At 34.9% G+C, this 20261-nt stretch carries 14 protein-coding genes; 6 read left to right on the top strand and 8 right to left on the bottom strand.

What is annotated here, in order from left to right; all coding sequences use genetic code 11:
• Positions 1–522 precede the first annotated feature (522 nt).
• The 6 genes from ACNC7R_RS11060 (at position 523) to ACNC7R_RS11035 (ending at position 7216) form a co-directional block, all read left to right on the top strand.
• Entirely contained in the window at positions 523–2901 is a 2379-nt protein-coding gene (locus tag ACNC7R_RS11060; protein ID WP_417941148.1) for a TonB-dependent receptor, read from the top strand.
• A 35-nt stretch (positions 2902–2936) separates the two neighbouring features.
• A complete protein-coding gene (locus ACNC7R_RS11055; protein WP_417941147.1) occupies positions 2937–3647 on the top strand; it encodes an HmuY family protein in 711 nt (236 codons plus the stop codon).
• A 9-nt stretch (positions 3648–3656) separates the two neighbouring features.
• Positions 3657–4451, top strand: coding sequence for an HmuY family protein (locus tag ACNC7R_RS11050; RefSeq protein ID WP_417941146.1), 795 nt, complete (start codon positions 3657–3659; stop codon positions 4449–4451).
• 9 nt (positions 4452–4460) lie between these two features.
• Positions 4461–5183, top strand: coding sequence for a hypothetical protein (locus tag ACNC7R_RS11045; protein WP_417941145.1), 723 nt, complete (start codon positions 4461–4463; stop codon positions 5181–5183).
• A gap of 89 nt (positions 5184–5272) precedes the next feature.
• Positions 5273–5947: a hypothetical protein gene (locus ACNC7R_RS11040; protein WP_417941144.1), complete on the top strand. Its 675-nt coding sequence runs from the start codon at positions 5273–5275 to the stop codon at positions 5945–5947.
• 255 nt (positions 5948–6202) lie between these two features.
• A complete protein-coding gene (locus tag ACNC7R_RS11035; RefSeq protein ID WP_417941143.1) occupies positions 6203–7216 on the top strand; it encodes a hypothetical protein in 1014 nt (337 codons plus the stop codon).
• Between the two features lie 74 nt (positions 7217–7290).
• On the opposite strand, the gene ACNC7R_RS11030 is transcribed toward ACNC7R_RS11035, so the two are convergent.
• The 8 genes from ACNC7R_RS11030 to ACNC7R_RS10995 form a co-directional block, all read right to left on the bottom strand.
• The gene (locus ACNC7R_RS11030) at positions 7291–9276 is read right to left on the bottom strand and encodes an alpha-L-arabinofuranosidase C-terminal domain-containing protein (RefSeq protein WP_417941142.1); all 1986 of its coding nucleotides are present in this window, start codon (positions 9274–9276) and stop codon (positions 7291–7293) included.
• A gap of 167 nt (positions 9277–9443) precedes the next feature.
• Positions 9444–10886 carry a glycoside hydrolase family 28 protein gene (locus ACNC7R_RS11025; RefSeq protein WP_417941141.1) on the bottom strand — a complete coding sequence of 481 codons (1443 nt, stop codon included), beginning with the start codon at positions 10884–10886 and terminating at the stop codon, positions 9444–9446.
• A 92-nt stretch (positions 10887–10978) separates the two neighbouring features.
• Complete coding sequence (uxuA, locus tag ACNC7R_RS11020) at positions 10979–12157, bottom strand: mannonate dehydratase (RefSeq protein ID WP_417943166.1); 1179 nt, start codon at positions 12155–12157, stop codon at positions 10979–10981.
• A gap of 18 nt (positions 12158–12175) precedes the next feature.
• Positions 12176–12991 (bottom strand): SDR family oxidoreductase, encoded by an 816-nt coding sequence (locus tag ACNC7R_RS11015; RefSeq protein ID WP_417941140.1) that lies wholly within the window; start codon positions 12989–12991, stop codon positions 12176–12178.
• A 39-nt stretch (positions 12992–13030) separates the two neighbouring features.
• A complete protein-coding gene (locus tag ACNC7R_RS11010) occupies positions 13031–14668 on the bottom strand; it encodes a sodium/sugar symporter (RefSeq protein ID WP_417941139.1) in 1638 nt (545 codons plus the stop codon).
• A gap of 58 nt (positions 14669–14726) precedes the next feature.
• A complete protein-coding gene (locus tag ACNC7R_RS11005) occupies positions 14727–15875 on the bottom strand; it encodes an acyltransferase family protein (RefSeq protein ID WP_417941138.1) in 1149 nt (382 codons plus the stop codon).
• Positions 15876–16103: 228 nt separating this feature from the next.
• A complete protein-coding gene (locus ACNC7R_RS11000; protein ID WP_417941137.1) occupies positions 16104–19244 on the bottom strand; it encodes a glycoside hydrolase family 2 TIM barrel-domain containing protein in 3141 nt (1046 codons plus the stop codon).
• A 65-nt stretch (positions 19245–19309) separates the two neighbouring features.
• Complete coding sequence (locus ACNC7R_RS10995; protein WP_417941136.1) at positions 19310–20182, bottom strand: inositol oxygenase family protein; 873 nt, start codon at positions 20180–20182, stop codon at positions 19310–19312.
• Positions 20183–20261 lie beyond the last annotated feature (79 nt).

The raw sequence follows: 20261 nt of genomic DNA, 5'->3' as shown, positions 1-20261 counted from the left end.
GTACAATCAAAATTAGTTATATTTTATAACAAAGTATTTTATTAACTTGTTATAAATTGTATCAAATTACCAAAAGATATCTTTACTTGCCGCTTGATTTAAATTTAGAAAAGCTCAATAATAAAATTGTTATGAACCTTTAATTTTAGTAAAAAATAGAAATTTAATTGTTCATATATTATCTGTTTCAAACTAATTATAATTAAGATTCTGTAGCATGTAATATAGACAATGCATTCATTACGTTTTTCTTTACTCATACTTTCGGTTGTTTATTTGTTAATTTTTTCTTAAAATTAATTAACTATAAATTAATTATTATTTTTTATAATTAATTACATAACAGATAATTAAACTATTTTAATTTAAGTTCAAATTGATATAGATATAAACCAATAATGATTATTTTTCAGAAATATGTAAAAAAAAGACTATTACTATATTATTAATTATTATTTTTACCAAGTCTAAATAAGAATAGTGATTATGATATTTTCTTACATATCGACAATTGATAAATCAATGAAAAATAGAAGCATTTATACTCTAATTCAAAAAATAATTATTACAACCCTAATTTTATTAAACATTAATTTAATACAAGGGCAGAGCAAAAATGTAATAAGCGGTACAATATACTATTCAGAAAAAACCTTATCACAGGCAATTATAACATTGGATCCATCTGATCAAAGAGTATTAGCAGACAAAAATGGTTTTTTTTATATTTCAGGATTATCAAATGGAACGTATACTCTCAGAATTACTAATATGGGTTTTAAAGATTACATACAGCAGATCGTTTTAAATGGACAAATGACTAAACCATTACATATAGAAATGGAATTTGGTATTGATTTAAAAGAAGTAAATGTGATCAACCGTACTGCAAAAATCAATCCTGAAAATTTAGTCAATGCGCAATATAGTGCGATGCCTGTAACTATAATTGACAGGAAAACCATTGAATTAATGGGCAGCAGAAGACTAGACGAAATATTAAAAGAACAAACCGGAATAGCAGTTATCAACAATATAAGCGGAGGCGCAAGGTCTGTAGGCATACAAATGCAAGGCTTTGGCAGTGAGTACATTATGGTACTCATTGATGGGCAACCGATGGTAGGAAGAAATAATGGAAATTTTGATCTTTCAAGAATAAGCGTCTCTAATATTGAACGTATAGAAATTATAAAAGGGGCATCATCAAGCCTATATGGAAGCGAAGCACTGGGAGGTACAATCAATATTGTTACTCGGCATGGTGTAATAGATCCACAAATGCAAGCCTCTGTAAGTTATGGCTCACTAAATATAGTAGATGCTACATTGGAAGGAGAAACCCCTTTTTTGCAAAATAAGGGAACCGCAAATATAGCGGCAAATTATTACAGGACTGATGGCTACAATACCAACTCAAAATACATTAAAGGAACCACCTCCCCGCCCTATGACAACTACAGTCTACAGGGACGTTCCCGTTATCAAATTAATGAAAAAAGTTTTTTGGGCTTAACCGGACGTTATGGTCTGCGCCGTTCCTTTATGGAAAAAGATTTTGGTCTTGGTCATATTTCTGGTGATAACCAAGACGAACAAGATCTTAATCTTTCAATTTCTTTTGACCATCGTTTTAATAACAATCTAAGAAGTATTACCAAATATTATCTCACTCATTATACTGCCGACATGAGTGTTGCCTGGCAGCAAAGTAATAATGAGGTAAGTCAGGATGTTTTTAAACAGACTCTGCATCGTGTTGAGCAGCAATTTTCATATAGTAATAATAATTCATACCAACTTGTTGGCGGATTAGGTGGCAGTATCGAAAAAATGAATGATCAGTCGCTTACCGGTATAAACTCATTAGAAACTTTTTTTTCTTATATCCAGGGAGAATGGAGCCCTTTTAAAAAATTAAAAACAGTTGGAGGGTTACGCTATGATCATACAAATAATTTTGGAGGCAGGCTTAATCCCAGCTTTGGTCTGCAATACTTTATCACACCAAAAATAACTTTTAAAACGGGTATTGGTACCGGTTTTAAAGCTCCGGATTTTAAGACAAATTATTTAGTTTTTTATAATTCTAACGGAAATTATCTGGTAATTGGTAATGCTATACTTGCCCCTACCCTTCAGGAGCTGCAGAATGATGGTCAGATCAGCGAAATAAGACAATATATACTAAATCAGACAGCCGGAAAATTGCAGGCCGAAAAAAGTAATTCCTACAATGCGGGATTAGCGGTGGAACCTTCTAAGACTTTTAAAATTGAAGGAAATGTATTTTATCATAAAATTACCAATCAGATTAATAGCGTCCAAGTTGCCACCGGTGCAAATAACCGAATTATTTACACTTACCAAAACCTCCCGAAAGCAGTAAATAAAGGATTTGAAATTGGTCTTAAATTCAGATTGCTAAAAAATATTGAAATAAGTGCAGGATATCAGTACCTAATTGCTAAAGACCTTAGTGTAAAAGATAGCATAAGAGCAGGAAAATGGCCATACAACCAAAATATACATGATCCCGAAACTGGAAACTCCTACAAGCCACACCCATCTGATTACTGGGGAATTGAAAACCGTTCACGCCATATGGCAAATACTGCTATTTTTTATAGCTATAGTCCATGGAAACTGAATGCAAATATTAGAGTAAACTTCAGAGGTAAATATCCTTTTGGAGATAGGAACGGAAACCAGTTTATCGATAAGTACGACATTTTTGTGAAGGAATATTGGTTGACTAATGCCAGTATCGAAAAAAAACTGTTAAAAGACCATCTCAGTATTCGGTTTATTGCCGATAATATTTTTAATTATACCGATCCGTTAATGCCCGGACAGCCAGGAAGAATACTCCTTGGTGGTTTGAGCTATCGATTTTTTTAAAACCAATAATAAATATTCACATTAAATATTCCAAAATGATAACAATCAAAAAATGCACCATCATGCAACTTATGTTATTAGTGATGAGTTTTACCTCCTGCAGTAATAGCGAAGAAAATACAAATACATCGCTTACAGATGGTAAAAGCACAGTGATTACAGATCTTGCCGGAGATACCGGAGCCTCTATGGGCGACGGCACAAATGGAAAAGAGCAGAGAAGCTTTCATACTTTTCTTTTTCGTTTCAGCGATCAAAAACAAATTTGGCTGCATACAGAAGCTGACTCATTAAAATATATGAAAACAACGGACTGGGATATTGCTTTTACCGGTCCTTACAACAGTGAGGTTTTCGTAAACAATTCCAAATACCAATACAATCCCGGTTATGAAGGACCAGCTGAAAATACGTCTGTAGTTATGATTAATGAAAATTACAAGAATGTAAGTCAGGCACCTTCTGATGCTGATTTCGACAATAGTGAAATTACAAAAATAGGCTGGACATCATCTGAAAGCTCTGCCGGTTGGTTTTACTACAGTTTAAGCAGTCATATTATGCAGGCTATTCCTAATCGTACATATGCAATAAGATTACCAAACGGAAAATATGCAAAATTGGAACTTGTAAATGCCTATAAAGGTAATCCTCCTGCAGTAACGGATCTTAACTGGCCTGCCCCATATTTTACATTTAGGTATTATGTACAAACTGATGGAAGTAAAAATTTAAACACCAAATAATACAACTCTATGAAAAAAATTAAAGCCTTAATAAACCAACTGTCAAAAGGCATATTTACCCTGCTTCTTATTACTACATTGTTTACAGCCTGTTCTTCAGATGACAAAAATGATGAAACAGTTGTAGATCCGGATACCGAACAACCTTCTAATACCCTTTTTTATAAAGTTATTAGTGTGAAAAATTATCAGGGCAACACTTCTGATGAAAACCCTACTGCTCCATCGGCAACCTTATATTATAGTCTTGAAGAAAATAAAGCTGTAGACGGATCTTATAAAAAAACACGTAAATGGGATTTAGCTTTTGGAGGACTTTATGCAAGCTTTTTATCAGGAAATAATGGGACTGACAAACAAAATAACGGTTATCAGGCAAGTGGTGTTGGTGGTATTACGATAGTTGCAAAACCTTTTGATGAAGTAGTTGATATTCCTGCCGATAACCAGTTCAAAACAGGCATAGACCTTATTGGTACTGATGACGCAGGCTCTTTTGGAAACGGAACTGGCTGGTATTTATATGATTTTGGAGGAGAAGTTGTAACAGACGGAAGTGATCCCCAAAAGGCCCATGTGGCCTATGCACTTGGAGAACCGCTTAATATAGCGAATGGTTCTGTCATACAAGCGAGAACGGTTATTCTAAAAACTGCAAATGGCAATTATGCTAAAATTAAAATGAGATCCGTATATAAAGATATTTATAATCCAGCAGACTGGTACAAAGATACCCCACACATGTATTATAGTTTTGACTATGTAATGGTTCCAAAGGGTAGTACAAAATTTGAAATTAAATAATCCACAGATATGAATACTAAATTAAAGACAACCTGTTTTTTTACAGTACTTACAGTAATTGGTTTCTTGACATCTTGTACCAATGAAGAAGATAGATGGACCGATGTAAAAGAAGATCCTGTTACAGAAATTGTTACTGATCTTGATTCCCGACGTATTATATCATTCCGCATAACAAATCCCGGAGAAAGCCAGGCCATATACTGTGCTGTAAATAATCTTGATAAAACCATAACAGTGTATTTGCCCTCCTATTATGAATACCAATATCTTGAAGCAACGATAACACTACCTGAAAAAACCACTATTTCTCCTGCAGCAACTGAGTTAATTCCAGTATTCAGTAAAACGCCCGTTACATACACCACCAAAGCTGCCGATGGAACAACTTCAGTTTATACTGTTAATATTGTTATTCAGCAACCTGATATAATTTTAAACGAATTATCAACTGCAACTAGTAATTATACAGTTGAGGGAGGAACCTCAATAACGATAAAAGGAGAGAATTTTTTGCCCTCATATGAAGTTACCAAGATGTTCGTATTGGATGCAAAAGGAAATAAAAAATTGCAGTTAGAACAGTATAACGAAGGGCTTGATATTGCAAATTTTTATATTAAATACTCCTTTCCAATTGTTACAGGTTTGGAAATAGATACTGATTACTGGCTGATGATGGAAAGTTATAACTTATCCAAGACAATGAAATTTCCTATCAGAATAAAATAAATTTTTTAAAATTTAGAAAAATAAAAATGCCTGTACTTATTGCAAGGGTAATGAAAGAAGCCAACTAAATCTATTAAATATAAATAATTATGAAAAAAATAATTTTATCAATTGTAGCATTGGCTGCTATTACAATTACATCTTGTAGCTCTGACGACCAGGCTAGTGAATCACAAGCACAGTCGCAAGAGCAAGAATTATCAAATAAAACCGGAAAAAATGCTTTACTTAATCTCTGTACAGTTACTTCAACATCGGTAACTGTAAACAGATGGCAGGCACCTTCTTCTACTTACACCAATTGGACTCCTGTTGCTGCCACAATTGGTAGTGTCAATGTGGAATGGGAAGGGATTTATGGTGCATCAATACGTCCAGTAAATAATACGGATCACTGGTATGTGGGTACAGTAACCTTAGATCAGACTTGTGCAGACTGGCTTGACTGGAGTTCAAATATTGAAGTTAAAAATGCTTCGGCTAATCTTGGAACTGCTCCAACAGACAAATATAATGTTCTGGGATATGACGGAAGTATATCGGGTACAAATTATGGTCTAGGGTATTATTCATACAATATTACGACCCATATTATGACCCCTTCTAAAGCAATTGTAATTTGGAAGATTGATGACACTGGTCTTAATTCACAATCAGTAACCGATCCTTCATTAGCAACAGAAGCTTATCTAGTTAAAGTAACAGCTGTTACACCTGGATCATCCAGCAGTACAATAAACTATAACTGGACTAAGGTACTATAATCAATAACAATTTAAAAAGAAACATGGGATCACGAAATAATAAAATTAATCGCAGTAAAGCTTGACCGGCAATCTCTGCATTATATATATTATATCATTCCCCCATGACTATCAAAACGGCTTTTTGAATTACCGGAAGCATTGAAATACAGGCATTTTAAAAAATATATAAAAAGCCCATCATCAATTGATGGCAAAATTAACAAAATAAAATCATTTAAAAATTAAATAACCAATTCAATCATGCATAAAAAAATGAAAACCAATACCTTTTTAATGGGAATCCTTTTTTTATCAGTATTATTTTTCTCGTGTGATACCGAATATATTGATAAAGTAAATACGATTCCCGGCGACGTTATTCAGGTACCAGGCTATACTCATATAGAATCTTTTACTTTAAAAGATACTGAAAACAATACCATACAAGCTGCCATAACAGACGATACTATCATAGTTACCTGGAGTAATTATATGACTATGCCGGAAAAGATTAAACCTGAAATTGTCTTAGGTACTGAAGCCGTTATTGCTCCGGCATCCGGAGCAGAAATTCCATTTAAAGATGGAGAAGTTTATACCGTAACTTCAAAAGCAGGAACAACAAAAAAATACACATTAAAAATAGACTTGAGGCAAAAAGAACCTACAGCGTGGAATCATGAATATGGCAGTACTTACATCAAAGGTTCATTGCAAAGCATTACTAATCCTGCGAGAGGAGGCTCAAATTCTATCGATAATTTATGGTTGAATAAAGAGCAGACACGTGTTTATCTTGTATCTGCAACCGATCAAAAGACTGAATATACTGCTGAAATAGTTTATATAGGACTTGGAACTGGCACTAACCCATTGAGTAACTATGGTGTGTATTATTTTCCTTCAGAAGATACGCCGGCTGGAATGTATGATTTGAGAATTAAAAATGGAGCTTATACATTGCAAAATGCGAATATACAGAACAGATTCAAAATAAATATTCAGGAACCCGTTTCTTTTGCTGCTGACACATATGGGTTTCCTGTTGAAAAACAAGCAGGAGAAACAGTAGAAGTAAGAGGAAGAATGATGGATACCGTTACAGAAGTACAAATGTACAGTTCTACTGCCAGTACTGTGATTTATACTTTAGAAATTGTAAGCAAAACTCCATACAGACTTGTATTAAAAGTACCTTCCGGAATCCCTGCCGGAACTTACAATAGACTTAAATTTATAAGGGGTACTGCTTCTACACTCTCCGCTAATACTGTAATTGTCAAATAGCATTTTATGATTATAAAAGAGGCTGCCCTTTTCGGACAGCCTCATAGTTTTTTTTTGAAAAGTAATTGTAAGTATTATTTCATTTTTAACTTCAAAACAGTAACAGAATAGGCAGGCAAATTCAATTCTGCCTTCTCCCCTTTCAACTTATAGACACTTTCTTTTGGGGTTATCTTTTTAGGTTCTGCAAAAGTATTTTCATCTTTTAAATCCGGACTTGAAAGTGTTATCAATGTTCCTTTTGAAATAAATTTACCTCCATTTAAATTAACTGTAACTTCTTGGGAAGCTGCTGCGGTATTTACCAGTTTTACAATTATTTCTTTTGTATTCACATCTTTTACAGCAGAAGCATACAGATTATTTTGTCCTGTTAAAGGTTTTGCATCTTTAGTTATGTTTAGCAAATCGGTACCTTTATTCGTTGAAAATAATTTTTGAACATAATAATTAGCAGAACCATAAGATTCTAAATTATTGAACCAGATCATATCCGGTGTCCATTGCCATGCGTCTTCATGCGCCATCAGTGGAGCATAAGAAGTCATATTGACTACTGCTGCATTTCTTTCAAGTCCAGTCATGAAAGCGGCTTCAGAAAAAGCACATTCCCAGTTATTTCTGTTATTCGGGTTTGCTCCGGAAACACTTTGTGCAGCATATTCACCTGCAAATATTTTTGGTCCTTTGCGGTCGTAATTATCATAACGTGAAGCATTTTCCCTAAACCATTTAGGGCTTTGATAGTAATGTTCGTCTATGAGTTCAGCATTAAGTTTTTTAAGTTCAGTCATTGCAAAATCAAAATGTTCACCATCCGGAGATGGACCGCTTCCTGAAACGATAATAATATCTGGGTATTTGGCTTTTATTGCTTTTTCAAAAATTTTGAAACGCTCAATATAATCCGGCCCCCACTGTTCATTTCCAACACCAATATATTTTAGATTGAACGGTTTCGGATGTCCCATATCTGAACGAATAATTCCCCATCTGGTCTCTTCTGAACCATTGGCAAATTCAATTAAATCTAAAGCATCCTGTATGTATGGATCTAATTCCTCTATTGGAGCTAATTCTCCTGTATTATATTGGCAAGCCATTCCGCAACTCAAAATAGGCAATGGAGTCGCACCAATATCTTCAGAAAGCTGGAAATACTCATAAAATCCAAGTCCAAAACTTTGAAAATAATCAGGAGTCTGTTTGTGACTGAATTCTACATTCCATCTGTTCATCATTGTTCTTCTGTCTTCAACATCTCCTACAGATTTCTTCCATTGATAACGGTCAGACAAGGTTCTTCCTTCTACAATACACCCGCCAGGAAAGCGTAAAAATCCGGGTTTCATATCATATAAAAGCTGTACAAGGTCTTTTCGTAAACCATTTTTTCTGTTCTTCCAGGTATCTTCAGGAAATAATGAAATCATGTCAAGATCAATTGTACCTGTTCCTTCAAAAGTTATTTTTAATTTGGCTTTAGCTTCAGTCTGCGTAGCTTTAAATTGTGCTGAATAAGTTTCCCATTCTGTTGATGTTGGAATAATAGTGGTTTCTCCAATTACCTTTTTATCCTTGTCAATAAGCTCAATAATTATTTTTTTGATTGCTCCATTATGATTGGCTGCCTTTAAAGAAAGATTGTATTTTGCATCCTTTTTTACCCCCATTCCTCTAAAACCTTCATTAATCAGGGCATATCCTTTATCATCATTAATCAGGACTCGGCAGAAATTTGGATTGGTTTCATTTTCTATCACTTTTATAGGATTGGCAACACCCGAACTCATATTTAGTGAAGACCTTTTGGTATTAGGCTGATCCCAGCCCATCAAAGGTTTTTCAAATTCAAAAGACCGGTTTTTAATCATTTCGGCATACAAACCGCCGTCTGCAGCGAAATTGATATCTTCAAAAAACAAACCGAACATTGTCGGCTGAATTTTGGTAACGGTTTTAGCAATGTCAACTTCTAAGATCGTTTTTTGGGCATGTAAGTAAATACCATTGAACAGTAACCCTCCAATGATTATTTTGGTTATGATATTGTTTTTCATTTTCTATGATAGTTGATAATTTAGTCTTGCTAATTTATTTAAAGTTTTACAATATTTTAGACTTTCAGGTCAAAAAAACAAAATGCTTAAAAAATTAAAGGGTTGTTTTTTTAAATACTAAAAAAAATCGAATAGCTATTTTAAAAAAACTATTCATATTAGATCTATTATTGTTTTTTCACTGCCTCATATTTCTGAGGAAAAGCAGCTTCACCGTCTAAGTTATTCACTTTTAAAATATCAACATTTTTACTTTCGACAGCATATTTAAAATAGTCCGTTTTGTTTTTACCCCAGTTGACAGCGCAATTCTGAACTTTTATATTTTCGGCTGTATCAAAATAAAATCCTGATGTACTACCTTTTATGAAACCATCCATTTTTGATGGACGACGATCGTAAATACCTCCGGGAAAATTTGATGTTTTATCAATAAAAACATTCACTCCATCAAAAACAATATTTTTAATTTTGTCCTTTGTTTCTCCGCTTACATACACTCCATTTTCTCCAAAACACTGGATATTGGTGAAATAAATATTGCTAATTGTTCCTACTTTTCCTTCTGTAGCACCTTTTGGAAAACGCCAGTTGGCATCTTTATGGTTTCCGTTTGCGCGGCTGTAAGCTGTTACATAAATAGGTTCTGCTTTTCCCCACCAGGTATCAGTGGTGAGCTGACCCTCAATAATCATATTTGAAAAAATAACATCACTCACCGTTCCTTCATCCCTGTTCTGAATCCCGACTCCACGATTACTTTTTTTGATAATGCAATTATTGAAAACTACCTGCCTGATGGCATCCATATTTTCTGAACCTATTTTAATCGCACAACTGCTGCTGGTCATCGTACAATTGGTAACGGTTATGTTTTCGCAAGAACCAAATTCTTCAAACTCTCTCCTGTTTTTTAGGCAAATACAATCATCTCCGCTTTCGATATAACAATCGCTTATTCTTACATTTTTGCAATGGTCTAAATCAATTCCGTCACTATTTCGAACCTTTAAACTGTTCAACAACGTAATACCGCTAATAACCACATCATTACAACCTACCAAATGAATTGTCCAGTAAGCAGAATTTCCAATATGAGCATCTTTTATTCGTATATTTTTTCCACCAATGATTGTTAAAACATGGGGTCTTGGATCTAATATATTAAAAGGTTTCAGGATATAAGCATCTTCTTCCTCCGCACCCATAAAAGAGATTCCGTTTCCGTCGATTTTACCGTTTCCGCTAATGGTAAAATTCTCAATATTTTTCCCTCCAATCCAGATAGTTCCTTCCCCTTTGTTTTCGCGAAAAGCACTTTCTGTGTATAAACTTTCGTCAGGACTTGCCAAAATTTTAGCACCTCCTTCGATATGCAGATCCACATTGGATTTTACATTAAAAGGACCTGTCAGAAATGTATAGGGAGCCGGAATCAAAACCTGTCCTCCGGTTTTGCTGCAGGCATCAATAGCTTTTTGAATGGCTTGAGCGTCATTCGTTTTGCCATCCCCTTTCGCCCCATATTTTTTAATATCATAGACCTTTTGTGCAATAGAAGTGAATGTAATACAAAAAATGAATGCCGTGATTATAGATTTTCTTATCATTTTTACTTTATTTATAGCTTTATATAAAATAATTCAACTATTTATTTATTAATTTTTTAAATGAATAAAAATTATTGAACGAGTGTTATTTGTTATTGCATTGAGCGAATAATTCCTTCTTCTAGTCCACGTAATTCAGCCAATCCTCTTAGTCTTCCAATTGCAGAATAGCCTGGATTTGTTCTCTTATTTAAATCATCCAGCATCTGATGTCCATGGTCTGGTCTCATCGGAATGCTGAAATCTATTCTTCCTTCTATATGTCTGCGTTTTTGCTCAGTCAATATTTCCTTAACAACGGCAAACATATCCACATTTCCTTCTAAATGATTGGCTTCATAAAAATTACCTTCTTCATCTCTTTGTGTACTTCTTAAATGGATAAAATGTACCCTGTCAGCAAATTTCCTGAACATTTGTTCCAAGTTGTTTTCCGGAATAACACCAAGTGAACCAGTACAAAATGTGATGCCGTTATTTCTGCTGGGAACTTCTGCAGTCAAATAGTCAAAATCTGCTTCCGTACTTACTACTCTTGGTAATCCTAATATAGGATAAGGCGGATCATCGGGATGAATGCACATTAAAACCTTATTTTCTTCTGCAACAGGTATGATTTCCTTTAAGAAAGAAACCAAATGTTGTTTTAACTTTACAGCATCAATGCCTTCGTAAGTGTCTAAAGTTTTTTGAAACTGTTCCAGCGTATAACCTTCTTCTGCTCCAGGCAGACCGGCAATGATATTTTTTATGAGCTTTGTTTTGTCTTCATCAGACAATTTGTCCAAATAGTCTTTGGATTTATTTTTCTGTATTTCAGAATAGTCATTTTCTGCATTGGGTCTTTTCAGTAAATAAAGATCGAAAGCAGCAAAAGCAATACTATCAAAACGTAATGCTTTTGAACCATCTTCTACTTCAAAAGCCAAGTCAGTCCTTGTCCAATCTAAAACCGGCATGAAATTATAACACACTACCGAAATGCCGCAGCTAGCAAGATTACGGATACTTTGTTTGTAATTTTCGATGTAAACTTTATAATTGCCAGTTTGGGTTTTGATATTTTCATGAACCGGCACAGATTCTACAACAGACCAGATTAATCCGCTGTTTTCAATTTCACTTTTTCGTTTACTGATTTCGTTTACAGTCCAGACTTCTCCATTCGAAATATGGTGAAGCGCCGTAACAATTCCAATAGCACCTGTCTGTTTTATATCTTGCAATGTAACCGGATCATTCGGTCCGAACCATCTCCATGTTTGTGTCATTTTCATAATAAGTCTTTTTTAAACTCCGCTAAAAGCGGAAAATCCTCCATCCAGGGTTACTTTTGATCCTGTAACAAATTTTGAAGCATCACTTAACAGCCAAATCAAAGCTCCAATCAATTCGTCAGGATTTCCAAAACGACTAAAAGGGGTGTTTTGAATAATCAGATTACCTCTATCTGTAAGGCTGCCGTCTTCATTGGTCAAAAGTCTTCTGTTTTGTTCGGTCAGGAAAAAGCCCGGAACGATCGAATTCATTCGTATTTTATCTCCAAATCTATTAGCCATTTCAACCGAAAACCATCTGGTATAAGAATCAATAGCCGATTTAGCCAGACTATAGCCCAAAACTCTTGTCAAAGCATGATCTGATGAAACAGATGAAATGTTTACAACGCTTCCGTTCCCTGTATTTTTTATCGCCTCGCCAAAAATCTGAGTCGGCAAAATTGTTCCAAATAAATTTAGATTCATTACCTGCTGCAACGCCTCAATATTCAACTGAAAAACATCCTGCTCAGGCTGCACAACTGCATCAGGCATATTCCCGCCGGCTGCATTTACCAGTCCGTCTATTTTTCCGTATTTGGCAAGCATCATTTCACGTGCCTTTATAAGATCCTGTTCATTGGTAACATCAGCGATTAAAGCAATAGCTTCACCTCCATTCTTTATAATGGCATCAACTCTTTCATTGGCCACTTTCTCATTTCGGCCTAATACACCTACAATTCCGCCTGCATGTGCAATTCCGTTGATAAAAGCTTCACCTAAAATTCCGGTTGCTCCGGTTACTATAATTACTTTTCCTTGTAATGAAAAAACTGTATTCACTTTTTTATATTTTAAATTTTGACACTTGATTACAAATTGCTACCAAAATACGGTATATAATGCTACCAGAATTCCGCTAATAATAAACGAACCGATAATGAACTCAGAAGATACTTTAAACATTGAGGTATCTACTTCTATATTGTGAGATTTCTGCTGTTCTTCTGATGACGGTTTTAAAAGACTGATCGCTACCATTAATAGTACTATTGCAAAGAAAGAAATCGTCATTCTGTCTAAAAAAGGATAATCCGGAAAAGCACCGTTTGTCCACATAGGCAGAAATTTTAATACTGCGGCAATAGGCACTGTAAATAAGGCTCCGGCAAGTCCGGCTGCAGGTGTGGTTTTCCTCCAGAACATTCCCAACAAAAAGATAGCCAGAACTCCAGGCGAAAAGAAACCAACATATTCTTGTATAAACTGATATGCCTGATCTAATGATTTTAACTGAGGTGCTACAACAGCTGCAATTATCATGCAAACAACTACACAGCCTCTTCCTGTAAGCACCAGTTTTTTTTCTGATGCTTCACGGTTAAAATATTTTTTATAAATATCTAAAGAAAAAATGGTCGAAATACTATTGGCTTTACCAGCCAAAGATGCTACAATTGCTGCTGTTAAAGCGGCCAGCGCTACTCCTTTTAAGCCGGCAGGCAATAAATTCATTAATGTCGGATACGCGTGATCCGGTTTTAAAACTCCGGTAGCATCTACCATTTCCTGCTGAAACATTCCGTTTTGATGCATAACATACATGGCTATCCCAGGCAGAACCGCAATAATAGGCACTAATAATTTTAAAAAAGCGGCAAATAAAATTCCTTTTCGTGCTGTTTTTAAATCGGCACCCAAAGCTCTCTGAACGATGTATTGATTACAGCCCCAATATGCCAGATTATTAATCAACATTCCTCCTACTAAAACGGACATTCCCGGTAATTCAGCATAGTGTGGGTTTGATTTGTCGAGAATCATGTGTAAATGTCCCGGAGCTTCGTCGGCTATAACTGAAAGTCCTTTTAGAATATCTTTACCAAAACCAAACTGCTCTGATAATAAGGTTAATGCCAAATAAGTTGTTACCAAACCGCCCAGAATCAATACTATTACCTGAAACATATCTGTATACCCAATTACTTTCATTCCGCCTAAAGTTACGATGATTGAGAATAAACTTAATGCGATCACACAAAACTGAAAACTTACAGGTGCTATAGATGAAATGGCTAAAGCGCCTAAATAAATTATAGAAGTCAGGTTTACAAATACGTATATCAACAGCCAGATTATGGCCATTATGGTGCTCACGGTTCCGTTGTATCTTTTTGCCAAAAACTGCGGCATGGTAAATATCTTGTTTTTAAGATAAACCGGTAAAATAAACATGGCAACCACGATTAAGGTGGCAGCTGACATCCATTCGTAAGAAGCAATCGCCAGTCCGATGGCAAAACCCGAACCACTCATTCCGATAAAATGTTCAGCCGAAATATTAGAGGCAATTAAAGAAGCTCCAATAGCCCACCATGTAAGCGAGCCTTCTGCCAGAAAATAATCATTGGAACTGGTTGTAGCATTTTTCTTGCTCCTATAAATGTACATTCCGTAACAAGTGACAATGACAAAATAGATAAGGAAAACAATATAGTCTGCACTTTGTAAAGTATTCATAATGAAGTTTTTTTTTGGTTGATAGTTGGTGGTTGTTAGTTTTTGAGAATGACTTGGTTTAGATTTTTAAAAACCATTTCTTCTTATATAAAAAATAAAGTAAAATAAGCTGTACAAATGTTACTGACATCGTTACAAATACGGGCTGCCATACAAGTGGTCCAAATTTGATAAGACCACCAAATACATAATCTGCTGTATGTTTAAAATTTACCATACCTTCTGAAGCCATGTAAATTAAAATAGAATTTGAACCAATTAAAATGAGTGGAAATGCCCACTTTTTAAAGCCAAAAACATCGATTAGAATATAAAAAAACAGGAAGAATAAAACGCTGAAACCTCCAACGAAGCAAACAAATGAACTTGTCCATAAGTGCTTGTTAATTGGGAAATCAAAATCCCAAAGAAGGCCTATCATAATTAGTACAATAGCTGAACCAGTCATCATTACTATTTTGTTTTTTGTGGTGTAATAAGTGTGTTCTGACTTTAAAAATGTTCCTAAGAACACTCCCAACAAAGCCGTCGAAACAGCCGGTATTGTCGAAAATATACCTTCAGGGTCATATACTTTACTATGCAGTCTTCCCGGAAGAAAAAGTCGGTCAATGTATCCTTCCAGTGACCCCTCTGCTGTTAAATTACCTGCTCCAAATCCGGGAACTGGTATTAATTTCATGGCTAAATAATAACCAATCAAAATTCCTGTAAACCAGATGATCTGCTTCTTCAAATCAAAATTTAAATAAATTAGTCCTGCAAAAAACCATGCAATTCCGATACGGCCTAATACACTGGCAAAACGGGTTTGGTCATATCCGTCAAAACGCAATAATCCATTAACTACAAATCCAAGAAATATTAAAATACAGGTTCTTTTGAGCATGGACAGGTATATTTTTTTCTTTTCTTTTGACGGAAGTTCACTTGGCTCCTTCACTCCTGCAAGCTTGATTTTTTTATCGAAGGAATACGGCATTGAAACTCCTGCAACGAATAAAAAAACAGGGAAGATCATATCATAAAATGTAATACCATCCCAGTCTGTATGATGCATTTGTGAGGACATCCATACAAAAACCGGAATTGGGGCAGCTTTGGCCAAAGCGTGAATAATATGTTCGCCGCTCATAATCCAAAACATAACAAATCCTCTTAGAACGTCTAAAGAAATTAATCTGTTATTTGTTGTAATTTTATTCATACCGGATTTATTTTTAAAGCATATTTTACGTGCTGATTTCTTCTGTGAATATCAGTCTATTGTTTTGTTTTCAAATGTAACTTTTGATTGACAGCATTCTTTACAAAAGCATCGAAGTCATTTTTTTACATCAACCACGTTCACATAATATGAACGTGATCGAATGTAAAGTGAAAGATCTAAGCCTTAAACGGGGCAAAATTTAATCTGCTTAAATCATTTCGCTCATTATTTTATTGGTTTAATCACAAAACCGTAACTATATTCATTTTTTGTCAGTTGGTATTGTGGATGTGGTGGTAGGCCCCAGCTGTTATCTCCTCCTAAGCCTCTCTGCGTTAAGTCAACACATACTACAACTTCTTTTCTTGGCGTAATATCGCTAGAGTGAATATTTTTTTTAGAAATCCCACCATCAAAATCAGCCGGATAATTATTCAGAGTACTAATTCCTAAAGGCTGAAGACCTTTTATTTCCAGACCTTTTCCACTATTATCTGAAAGTGCAAACCAGCGAATATCAGTTTTATATCCATTTTCCTGCGGTCTTGTGTACGGCACATACTGATCTGCAACTTTGCTAGTATAAATTGCTTTTAGTGATGCCGTTTTTCTGTCAGGATAATTTTCTAAAGGTCCTCTTCCGTAATAATCCAGATTTTCTAATGTATTTTTCAAAGTGAAAATCATTCCGAAACGCGGTAACTCCGGAACCGGATTATTTCCTCTTTTATAAGATACCTTAATCTCTAAAGCTCCATCAATTCCTAATGCATATCTGATCGTGTAATCTGAGGCAACGTCGTTTAGTTTTAATTTCGCAACAATATATTTTTTTCCATCTTCTTCCATTTGCTGAATGCTTTCTAACGAAGTATTTTTTCCTGCCGTTCTCCAGACATTAGTTCTAATCTGCATTTTATTTCCGATATCATTATCGGTGGGCGCCCTCCAGAAATTTGGTTCAGGATATTCTTTAAAATATTCCTCACCTTTTAAACTAAAATAGGAAATAAGCCCGGTATTCTTACTGATTTTAAGCGTAGTACCATCTGAAGTTAAAATAAACTGATCTTTCTCATCCTGAACTTTTGCTGTATTTATTTTTTCAGATGTTGTAAAATATTTTTCGTCTTCGATAACAAACTGTTCTTTGGCAATTTCAAAATTCTCTGGCAATAATTCTGAACCTGTTTTAGTATTAGCAAAAACATTCAATAAATATTCAGTTCCTTCTTTTGATTCTAATTTTGGTAAATCAATTTTAAATTGTTTTTTCGTTTTAGGATCTAAAGCGACATTAAAATTACCTTCTTTAATTACTTTTCCGTTTTCTAAAACTTCATATCTAAAGTTGTATTTATTAAGGTTTGTAAATCCGAAGTCGTTGTTAATTTCAATGATTCCGTTTTTAATATCAACGACTTTAAATAAAATATCCTGATAGACTTTTTTCACTTCAAAAGCTCCTGGATGTGGTGTTCTGTCTGGAAATACCAATCCATTATGGCAGAAATTTTCGTCATTGAGATAATTCTGGCTGCCCATGTCTCCTCCGTAAGCCCAGTATTCACGGCCTGCTTCATCTTTTCTCTTAAAGCCCTGATCTACCCAGTCCCAGATAAAACCGCCCTGCATGTTTTTGCTTCCGCGGATAATATCCCAGTATTCCTGAAAATTTCCACTGCTGTTGCCCATTGCATGCGAATACTCACACATGATATACGGGCGTGTAACTTCTTTACGTGCCGCATATTCCTTCATGTGTTCTATTGTTGGATACATCGGACAGACAATATCTGTATTCTCGTTTTCTTTAGCTTGTTCAAACTGAACCAAACGGGTATTGTCTCTCTCTTTTATCCATTTGTATGCTTCGTGAAATACAGGTCCGTTGGCACTTTCGTTCCCTAAAGACCAGATAATTACCGATGGAGCATTTTTATCTCTTTCTACAAGACTATAAATTCTATCCAGATGCGCTTCTCTCCATTCAGGAAGGAAGCCCGGATTTGTTTTTGGATTCATCCACTTTAGAGGCTGTCCCTCAACACCCATTCCGTGGCTTTCTATATTGGCTTCATCCACTAGAAACAACCCGTATTTATTACAAAGTTTTACCCATAAAATGTTATTAGGATAATGACTGCAGCGAACTGAATTGATATTAAGCTGTTTCATCATCTTAATATCTTTCATCATAGTGGCTTCATCCTGATAATGCCCTGTTTCAGGATTATGCTCATGAACATTAACTCCATGAACCATTAATCTTACTCCGTTCACTAATAATTGTCCTCCTTTTAATTCTACTTTTCTAAAGCCTATCTGAGTAGAAGTTGTTTCTACAATATTGCCTTTTTCATTTTTAAGCGTCAAAACTAAAGTGTACAAATTAGGATTTTCGCTGCTCCATAATTTTGGAGCTGAAACTTTTTGAGAAATATTAACAGTTTGAGTTTTATTTCCAGCAAAATTTACAGGTAATTCTTTAACGAAAACAGTTGTGTGTGATGCATCAACCAGTTTGGCAATTAGTTTTTGATTGTTTATAAACGAAGAACTCAGATTTTTCAAACTAACTTCAACATTCAGGCTTCCGTTTTTGTAATTGGAATCCAAATCAGGTTTTGCAAAAAAATCAGCAATTCGAATATCATGCGTACTATACAAATACACATTTCTGTCTATGCCCGAAAGCCGCCACATGTCCTGATCTTCAAGATACGAACCATCGCTCCATCTGTAAACTTCTACAGCAAGATCATTTTTGCCTGGTTTCAGGTATTTCGAAATATCAAATTCAGCCGGACTTTTAGTGTTTTCCGTATATCCTACTTTCTCACCGTTTACCCAGATATACATCGCTGATGTTCCTGCTTCAAAATGAAGATAAACATGTCTTCCTTTCCAGTTATCAGGCAGTACAAAATCTCTTTTATAAGAGCCTACCGGATTATCCCAATGATTGATTAAAGGTGGATTTTTTTCGAAAGGGTATGTGATATTGGTATAAATTGGCACACCATAACCATGCAGTTCCCAGTTGGATGGCACCTTAAGATCGTTCCAGTGGAGCGTGCTGAAATCTGTTTTGTAAAAATCTTTTGGTCTTTGATCAGGTGTTGGGGACCAGGAAAATTTCCATTTACCATTCAGGGAAAAATACCATGGTGAATTTTCATATTGATCACTTATAGCAGATGTTTCGTCTGCATAAGGGAGAAAAGACGCTCGTGCCGGTTCTCTGTTAATCTGAAATACCTCTGGATTCTCCCAGTCATTTCTGTCTTTTTCCTGTCCTACAGCACCTAAAACAAAAATCACTAACAGACCAAACAAAAATATTTTCGTTTTGCTTTTTTGCATTTAATTTAAAATTAAGAGATATACCTACAAAAAAAGTTGTTAATTATAACCGAAATGAATTGCTATTAAAAATTCAGTTTTTCAGGCAAATATTTAGCTACTAATTCTTTGTAGTATGGCAATAATGCTTTTACGTCCGGTCTGACAGGCGCTTTTGTATATAAATCGTATGGATTGAATTTTTTAACCCATTCAAACATTTCGATATCTTTCTCATTCATCAAATGCGCATAAGCATTTTCTTTATGCTGTGAATAAAACGAGTGGTAACGAATCATATAGAGAGCAGGCTCAGGCAAATAATCTTTCATGATCTGGTACAAATATTCATCATGACCCCAGCTCATTTTAACTTTATCCAGTCCGCAATTTTCAGTGTAAACCCCAAACTTAGTATTAAACCTTTCATCTGTATAATCAGGATTATCTTTGAAAAATTCTGAATAGACAATTTTATCAGAATATGCACAGCCTACAGGAAAAGTATCGCCAACAACTGCCCATTGCGGTTCCCCAAATAAACATAAAATTTTACCCAAGTCATGTAAAAATCCGGTAAGTACAAACCAATCCGGATGACCATCTGCCCTAATCGCTTCTGAAGTCTGCAATAGGTGCTGCGTCTGGTCCAAATCAATATCCGGGTCGCTATCGTCAACAAGTGTATTTAAAAAATCTACTGCTTCCCAAATAGACATTTGTTTTTTATTAAACTGCAAAAACTCCTGCTCTTTGCTGCAGACGAAATCGTAAGTCTGATATGTATGATTTATTCTGTAAAATTCTCTAACAGTTTCTACTCTTTCAGAATCTACATAATTCCTAAATTCCTCTTTTTCTTTTACAGGTTCAGATGGATCCGGATAACGCATTAACAAATCATCTTCCCATTCATCTAAATTATGCAACGGATTATCTGTGTCTATATGCTTTTTCATATCGATTATAAATTAAAAGTTATAAGACAAAAATAGATTTACATATACATTTCAAAATGGACTAATACATCAAAAATAT

The organism is Flavobacterium adiutor, assembly GCF_048282555.1.
Classification (GTDB): domain Bacteria; phylum Bacteroidota; class Bacteroidia; order Flavobacteriales; family Flavobacteriaceae; genus Flavobacterium.
Note: the sequence above shows the minus strand (reverse complement) of the source record. Positions and strands in the feature narration are given on the sequence as shown.

Bases quoted from the DNA above. Each gene is read 5' to 3' on its own strand.
- ACNC7R_RS11045 (WP_417941145.1), top strand. From the start codon at position 4,461: ATGAATACTAAATTAAAGACAACCTGTTTTTTTACAGTACTTACAGTA.
- ACNC7R_RS11035 (WP_417941143.1), top strand. From the start codon at position 6,203: ATGAAAACCAATACCTTTTTAATGGGAATCCTTTTTTTATCAGTATTA.
- ACNC7R_RS11060 (WP_417941148.1), top strand. From the start codon at position 523: ATGAAAAATAGAAGCATTTATACTCTAATTCAAAAAATAATTATTACA.
- ACNC7R_RS11010 (WP_417941139.1), bottom strand. From the start codon at position 14,668: ATGAATACTTTACAAAGTGCAGACTATATTGTTTTCCTTATCTATTTT.
- ACNC7R_RS11000 (WP_417941137.1), bottom strand. From the start codon at position 19,244: ATGCAAAAAAGCAAAACGAAAATATTTTTGTTTGGTCTGTTAGTGATT.
- ACNC7R_RS11040 (WP_417941144.1), top strand. From the start codon at position 5,273: ATGAAAAAAATAATTTTATCAATTGTAGCATTGGCTGCTATTACAATT.
- ACNC7R_RS10995 (WP_417941136.1), bottom strand. From the start codon at position 20,182: ATGAAAAAGCATATAGACACAGATAATCCGTTGCATAATTTAGATGAA.
- ACNC7R_RS11055 (WP_417941147.1), top strand. From the start codon at position 2,937: ATGATAACAATCAAAAAATGCACCATCATGCAACTTATGTTATTAGTG.
- uxuA (WP_417943166.1), bottom strand. From the start codon at position 12,157: ATGACACAAACATGGAGATGGTTCGGACCGAATGATCCGGTTACATTG.
- ACNC7R_RS11005 (WP_417941138.1), bottom strand. From the start codon at position 15,875: ATGAATAAAATTACAACAAATAACAGATTAATTTCTTTAGACGTTCTA.
- ACNC7R_RS11050 (WP_417941146.1), top strand. From the start codon at position 3,657: ATGAAAAAAATTAAAGCCTTAATAAACCAACTGTCAAAAGGCATATTT.
- ACNC7R_RS11025 (WP_417941141.1), bottom strand. From the start codon at position 10,886: ATGATAAGAAAATCTATAATCACGGCATTCATTTTTTGTATTACATTC.
- ACNC7R_RS11030 (WP_417941142.1), bottom strand. From the start codon at position 9,276: ATGAAAAACAATATCATAACCAAAATAATCATTGGAGGGTTACTGTTC.